This is a genomic window from Neisseria sp. (genome assembly GCF_041804105.1).
GTDB lineage: Bacteria > Pseudomonadota > Gammaproteobacteria > Burkholderiales > Neisseriaceae > Neisseria.
Map to the genome: position 1 here is coordinate 1 of NZ_JBHCJY010000050.1, position 6,140 is coordinate 6,140.

Sequence of the window (6,140 nt, forward strand, 5' to 3'; positions counted from 1 at the left end):
GCTAAGTGTTGTGCGGACGGATAATGCCTGCCGCCATAAAAGTTTCAAACGTATTTACCGCACCGGTGTGCCCGGTGATTTTGCCGTTGCCGGCTTTATCATCGATGCAAACGCCGAACAGCACCGGTTTTTTACCTGTCGGGACGATGTTCATCAATTCTCCCGAATGCGTGCTTTGCGGTTTACGGTGATTCCGTTACCGGAATTTCCGACAGCCCGACGGCCGGGTTATTTGACAAGGTTTTTTAGCGCCAGCCGCACGCCTTCGCCTACGTCCGTGCCTTTGGGAATGTTTTTTACGGCGGCTTTGGCTTCTTTTTCGTTGTAACCCAATGCCAATAGCGTGCTGACGATGTCGTTTGTTTCGTCGGATGTTTCAGACGGCATGGCCGGGCCGTCTGAAACGGGGGCGGCGAGTTTGCCGCGCAGTTCGAGAATCATGCGTTCGGCGGTTTTTTTGCCGATTCCCGGCGCGGAAGACAGGCGTTTCACGTCTTCTTGGGCAACGGCTTGGGCCAATTCGTCGGCGTTCATGGCCGATAAAATGCCCAATGCGGTTTTGGCACCGATGCCGCTCACTTTCACGAGTTGGCGGAAGGTGGTGCGCTCGGCGGCGGCGGCAAAGCCGAACAGCAGGTGCGCATCTTCGCGCACGACCAATTGGGTGTAAAGCTGCACGGTTTCGCCGATTGCGGGCAGTTGGTAGAAGGTCTGCATGGAAACGTCGACTTCATAGCCGACGCCGTTCACGTCAATCACGATTTGCGGCGGAAGTTTTTCGACGAGTTTTCCGGTCAGGCGGCTGATCATGGGGAATCCTGTGGTGGGTTGTTCAGGCGGTTTTTCAGACGGCCTGTGTCGGGGCAAATAGCAGGCCGTCTGAAAAATCAGGCTGTGTTTTGAATCCAATCATCCGTTCTGAATAAATACGATAAATACGGAACGGCTGCTGCATTTGGTTCTGTCCGGATTGCGTAGATACCGGTGTATCCGAAGGCAGCGCCGAACCATCGCCGCCCGAAATCCGTCGGACATTACCGGTTTTTCTGCGGCTGAAGTTTTTTCAGACGGCCTTGTTGCGGCAACTGAATCAAAACTGTTCCGCCGGCAGCTCGGAAAGGTCGTCTTCCATGCCTGCGGTGCGGTACAACGGTATGGCCATGACCGGCGGTTTGCCGCCGTCGGGCGTGTTTTCGTCTTTCAAATCAAATGTTTCGGTACGCTCGAATTTACCGGTGGCCAAATGCTGGAAGCGCACGTCGTAGATGCCCGCTTCGATTTCCCGCACCGTAAAACTACCGTGCGCGGGGATATAGAATGTGCGCACCGCCCGTTCGGGACGGACATGGTAGAGCTTGACGAACATGTCGGATGCGTTTTGCGAATTGTCGATTTCGATGGCGGCGGTACCGTTGCGCAGCAGCTTCGGGTAGCCCGCCACATAGCCCGCGGCTTTCGGCCATGCCGCGCCGTTGGGCGCCGTATCGGGGCGCGGACTGGTTTTTAACGATACTTCGGGTTGCGCCGGGCCGTCTGAAACGGCGGCGGACGGCTGCGCGGTTTCAGGAGTATTGTACGCGGCAATCAGGAACACGGCGGCACATACGGCGGCGAATGCGGCAAAATAGAACAGCCCCGTTTTGATTTTGGCTTTGTCGGCCGCGCTGAGGTTGTCGGTAAAGGCGGAAGACGGCTGCGAATGCGGTTTTTCCTTTCCGCCGCCGCGGCCGGACGGTTCGGATGCGGCACGTCCGCCCGCATCGAGCGTTTTGTCGTATTCCCGCCGTTTGGCCGGATCGGACAATACTTCGTAGGCGGCGTTGATGATCTTCATAATCCGCTCGCACTCGGCTGCGTTTTTGTTGCGGTCTGGATGATATTTCTGAGCCAGCGATTTGTATGCCGCACGGATGACTTCGGGCGGGGCGTTGCGGGTTACTTTGAGGTTGTCGTAATGGGTGCGGTTGCTCATTGCGGAAACGGCGGAAAATGCGTGGAAAAGGGCAGACGGAAAAACGGGCACGAGTTACAAGGGTTTTATTCAGTTTTTTCTTGCGGTGACGAATTGCGCCAACTGCCGCAAGCGCAGGGATTTTTCACCCAGCGGGGCAAGGGCTTCCACGGCCGCTTCGACCAACTGTTCCGCGTAACGCCGCGCTTCGGCCAATCCCATCAGTTTGACATAGGTGGGTTTGTCGTTATCCGCATCCTTGCCCGCCGTTTTGCCGAGCGTGGCGGTGTCGGCTTCGCAGTCGAGCACGTCGTCGATGACTTGGAACGCCAAACCGAGTTTGCGGGCATAGTCGTCGAGCCTTGCCAGTACCTCGTCGTCCACATCGGGGCAGGCGAGTGCGCCCATGGCAACGGCGGCGCGGATAAGCGCACCGGTTTTCAGGCCGTGCATCCGTTCCAATTCCGTTTGGCTCATCGCCTTGCCGACGTTGTTCAAATCGATGGCCTGTCCGCCCGCCATGCCCGAACTGCCGCTTGCTTTGGCCAGCACGGACAGCATTTTGAGCTGCCTTTCAGACGGCAGTGCCGTCGGGCGGCTGAGTATGTCGAATGCCTGCGTCTGTAAGGCATCGCCCACCAGCAGGGCGGTGGCTTCGCCGTACTGCACATGGCAGGTGGGTTTGCCGCGCCGCAGGCTGTCGTTGTCCATGGCGGGCATGTCGTCGTGAACCAGCGAATAGACGTGAACCATTTCGATGGCGGCCATTGCCTGCTCAACGGCGGTTTGCTCGGCCTCACCCAATTCGGACGCCGCCAACACCAGCAGCGGACGCAGGCGTTTGCCGCCGCCGAGCGTAACATAGCGCATGGCCTGGTGCAGTTTGTGCGGCATTTCGTTTTCAGACGGCATCAGGCGTTCGAGCAGCAATTCGGTTTGCGCCTGCGCACGGGTTTGCCACGCTTTCAAATCATTCGCTTGGGTCAAGGTTCAGCTCCTTCATTTCGCCCGCGTCGAGCACTTGCAGTTTCTGTTCGGCTTCGGCCAGTTTGGCTTGGCAGTATTTGACCAGTTCGTTGCCTTCCTGATAGGCGGCCAGTGCGTCTTCCAGCGGCATTTCGCTGCTCTGCATCGCCTGCGTGAGCGTTTCGAGGCGTTTCAATGCGTCTTCAAAGGATTTGGGGGCGGCGGTTTTTTTCATGGTTTGTGCGTTCGGAACGGGATGGGAACAAGGTGCGTATTGTAGCATTTACGGGGCGGAAAGGCCGTCTGAAAAGCAAACCGCTATGCCTCGCCTGCCAAGCGGACAGGCATCCGTCTAAAAAACAGACGGTATCTGCTGCACGGCATGGTAAAACATGCCGACCATGGATTCTGTTCAGACAGCAACAGTAGTATAAAATCCCGGATAAACAATAGCTTGTCTGCATTACGTCTTGCGCGAAAATCACCTGTTATCTCAAAAGTTCATCCGTTATCCGCTGCAAAAACGACACCCGTTCCGTTCTGACTTCGCCGCTTTCTGCCGCGGCTTTTACCGCGCAACCGGGTTCGGCTCGGTGGGTGCAGTTGTGGAAACGGCATTGTCCGGCCAAATGGCAAAGGTCGGGAAAATACCGGAGCAAATCCGCCGCTTCAAGATGGTGCAGGCCGAATTCCTGCAAGCCGGGAGAATCGATGAGCTTGGTTTCGGCATCCAAATCATAGAGTTGTGCATGGGTGGTGGTGTGCTTGCCCGAATCCAGGGCGGTGGAAATGCCGCCGGTGCGGGCGGTATCGCTGCCCAAGAGCGCGTTGGTCAGGGTGGATTTGCCCATACCGCTTTGGCCGAGAAAAATATTGGTATGTCCTTGCAGCAAGGGTTTGAGAACATCGGCATTATCGAGTGCGCAGGTTTCGACAATGCGGCAGCCGAGCGTCTCGTAAAACGAAAATTTTTCGCGCCATACGGCAGTTTCGGGCAAATCGGCCTTGTTCAGCACGATCACGGCTGCGATACCCGCCGCCTCCGCCGCCAGCAGCGCACGTTGCACAAAGGCTTCGCTGGGGCTGGGTACGGCGGCGGTAACGATAAACAGCCTGTCCACATTGGCGGCGATGAGCTTGGTTTTCCAAGCGTCTTGGCGGTAGAGCAGGCTTCGGCGCGGCAGATAATCTTCAATCACGACCTGTTCGCCGTTTATCGGGCTGATGCGCACGATGTCTCCGCAGGCGAAATCCACCCGCTTTTTGCGGGTGGTGGCATCGAAGGTTTTGCCTTCGGGCGTACACACGGTATAGCGGCGGCCGTAACTGGCCGTGATTTGGGCGGTATCGGTCATGATTGCGGGAACAGGCCGTCTGAAAACTTGTTGGGCGGGATTGTAGCAGGAAACGGGGAACGGCTTCTTGTTTTCCAGTCAATACAACAAAGGATATATCGGGATTTATAGTCTCCGACCCGAAAACGGGTTTATTTTTTCTCTTTACAAGAAAGGCCGTCTGAAAATTTCAGACGGCCTTTTCGACGGTAGCTATAAACGAAGGGCAGATATTTTAACTGTCCTCCCAATCTGCCGTTTCAATGCTCGATGTGTTCGGGCAGGAAACCGCCGCTTTGGTGCGCCCACAGTTTTGCGTATAAGCCGTTGTTTTCCAAAAGCTGGGCGTGTGTGCCTTCTTCGACGATGCGGCCTTTGTCGAGCACGATGAGCCTGTCCATAGCGGCGATGGTGGAGAGGCGGTGGGCGATGGCAATCACGGTTTTGCCGTCCATCATTTTGTCGAGGCTTTCCTGAATGGCGGCTTCGACTTCGGAATCGAGCGCACTGGTGGCTTCGTCGAGCAGCAGAATCGGTGCGTCTTTGAGCATCACGCGGGCGATGGCGATGCGCTGGCGTTGGCCGCCGGACAGTTTTACGCCGCGCTCGCCGACGTGGGCATCATAACCGCGCCGCCCTTTGGCATCGGAAAGGTTGGGGATGAAGTCGGCGGCTTCGGCGCGTTCGGCGGCCTGAACCATATCGGCTTCGGTGGCATCGGGGCGGCCGTAAACGATGTTGTCGCGCACGGAGCGGTGCAGCAGACTGGTATCCTGCGTGACCAAACCGATTTGGGCGCGCAGGGATTCTTGGGTTACGTCGTTGACGTTTTGCCCGTCGATGGTAATCGTGCCGCTTTGCGGTTCGTAAAAACGCAGCAGCAGGTTCACGATGGTGGACTTGCCCGCACCGCTGCGGCCGATTAAGCCGACTTTTTCGCCCGCTTTGATTTTCAGGTTGAAGCCGTTGAGCAGGGATTTGCCCGCCTCATAAGAAAAATCGACGTGGCTGAAATGGATTTCGCCGTGATTGACGGCCAACGGCAGGGCGGCGGGTTTGTCGAGAATGGTTTGCGGTTTGGAAAGCGTGGCCATGCCGTCGTTGACCGTGCCGATGTTTTCAAACAGGCGGGCGGACTCCCACATGATGAATTGTGACAAACCGTTGACGCGCAAGGCCATGGCGGTGGCGGTGGCTACCGCACCCACACCCACTTGGCCGGTATGCCACAGCCAAATGCCGAGCGCAGCCGTGGAAACGGTCAGCCCCGTGTTTACCAACGCGCTGGAAGTGTGCAGTAACGTGGCCAGCCGCATTTGGGCGTGTACGGTGACCATAAATTCTTCCATCGACTGTTTGGTATAACGGGCTTCGCGCGCGCCGTGGGAAAACAGTTTGACGGTGGTAATGTTGGAATAGGCATCGGTGATGCGGCCGGTCATCAGGCTTCGCGCGTCAGCCTGACGTTGCGCCGTTTTGCCGAGCTTGGGTATCAGTACGCGCATGACCGTGCCGAACGCAATCAGCCACAATACGAAAGGCAGCAGCAGCCAGAAATCCAGCGCCACCAGTATCACACCCGAGGTAATGAAATACACTACCACATACACCACCATATCGGCGATGGTCATCACCACGTCGCGCACCGCCAGCGCGGTCTGCATCACTTTGGCCGATACGCGGCCGGCGAATTCGTCTTGATAAAACCCCAGGCTCTGCCCCAGCATCAGTCGGTGGAAATTCCAGCGCAGGCGCATGGGGAACACGCCTTGCAGGGTTTGCAGGCGCAAATTCGAGGCGGCAAACTGCCACAACACCGCAAACAGCATCATCGCCAGCATGGCGGCCAGCGCCCAGCCTTTTTCGGCCAGCAGCGTTGCGGGCGTGTA

General features: G+C 57.2%; 7 protein-coding genes. All 7 read right to left on the bottom strand.

Annotated elements, in window-relative coordinates; translation table 11 throughout:
- Window position 1: 1 nt before the first annotated feature.
- Window positions 2–154, bottom strand: coding sequence for a hypothetical protein (locus tag ACEYDX_RS04745; protein ID WP_373740885.1), 153 nt, complete (start codon window positions 152–154; stop codon window positions 2–4).
- 74 nt (window positions 155–228) lie between these two features.
- Complete coding sequence (gene ruvA, locus ACEYDX_RS04750) at window positions 229–810, bottom strand: Holliday junction branch migration protein RuvA (protein WP_373740891.1); 582 nt, start codon at window positions 808–810, stop codon at window positions 229–231.
- Between the two features lie 280 nt (window positions 811–1,090).
- Window positions 1,091–1,972, bottom strand: coding sequence for a DnaJ domain-containing protein (locus tag ACEYDX_RS04755; RefSeq protein ID WP_373740886.1), 882 nt, complete (start codon window positions 1,970–1,972; stop codon window positions 1,091–1,093).
- Between the two features lie 69 nt (window positions 1,973–2,041).
- Window positions 2,042–2,938: a polyprenyl synthetase family protein gene (locus ACEYDX_RS04760; RefSeq protein ID WP_373740887.1), complete on the bottom strand. Its 897-nt coding sequence runs from the start codon at window positions 2,936–2,938 to the stop codon at window positions 2,042–2,044.
- A complete protein-coding gene (locus ACEYDX_RS04765) occupies window positions 2,922–3,152 on the bottom strand; it encodes an exodeoxyribonuclease VII small subunit (RefSeq protein WP_373740888.1) in 231 nt (76 codons plus the stop codon). The genes ACEYDX_RS04760 and ACEYDX_RS04765 overlap by 17 nt, the downstream gene beginning before the upstream one ends.
- A 253-nt stretch (window positions 3,153–3,405) precedes the next feature.
- Window positions 3,406–4,272 carry a ribosome small subunit-dependent GTPase A gene (rsgA, locus tag ACEYDX_RS04770; RefSeq protein WP_373740889.1) on the bottom strand — a complete coding sequence of 289 codons (867 nt, stop codon included), beginning with the start codon at window positions 4,270–4,272 and terminating at the stop codon, window positions 3,406–3,408.
- A gap of 239 nt (window positions 4,273–4,511) precedes the next feature.
- On the bottom strand, window positions 4,512–6,140 hold a 1,629-nt coding region (locus ACEYDX_RS04775), incomplete at its 5' end, for an ABC transporter ATP-binding protein (protein WP_373740890.1).

Coding starts and splice junctions, on each gene's coding strand:
- ACEYDX_RS04745 (WP_373740885.1), bottom strand. CDS start 154: ATGAACATCGTCCCGACAGGTAAAAAACCGGTGCTGTTCGGCGTTTGC.
- ruvA (WP_373740891.1), bottom strand. CDS start 810: ATGATCAGCCGCCTGACCGGAAAACTCGTCGAAAAACTTCCGCCGCAA.
- ACEYDX_RS04755 (WP_373740886.1), bottom strand. CDS start 1,972: ATGAGCAACCGCACCCATTACGACAACCTCAAAGTAACCCGCAACGCC.
- ACEYDX_RS04765 (WP_373740888.1), bottom strand. CDS start 3,152: ATGAAAAAAACCGCCGCCCCCAAATCCTTTGAAGACGCATTGAAACGC.
- rsgA (WP_373740889.1), bottom strand. CDS start 4,272: ATGACCGATACCGCCCAAATCACGGCCAGTTACGGCCGCCGCTATACC.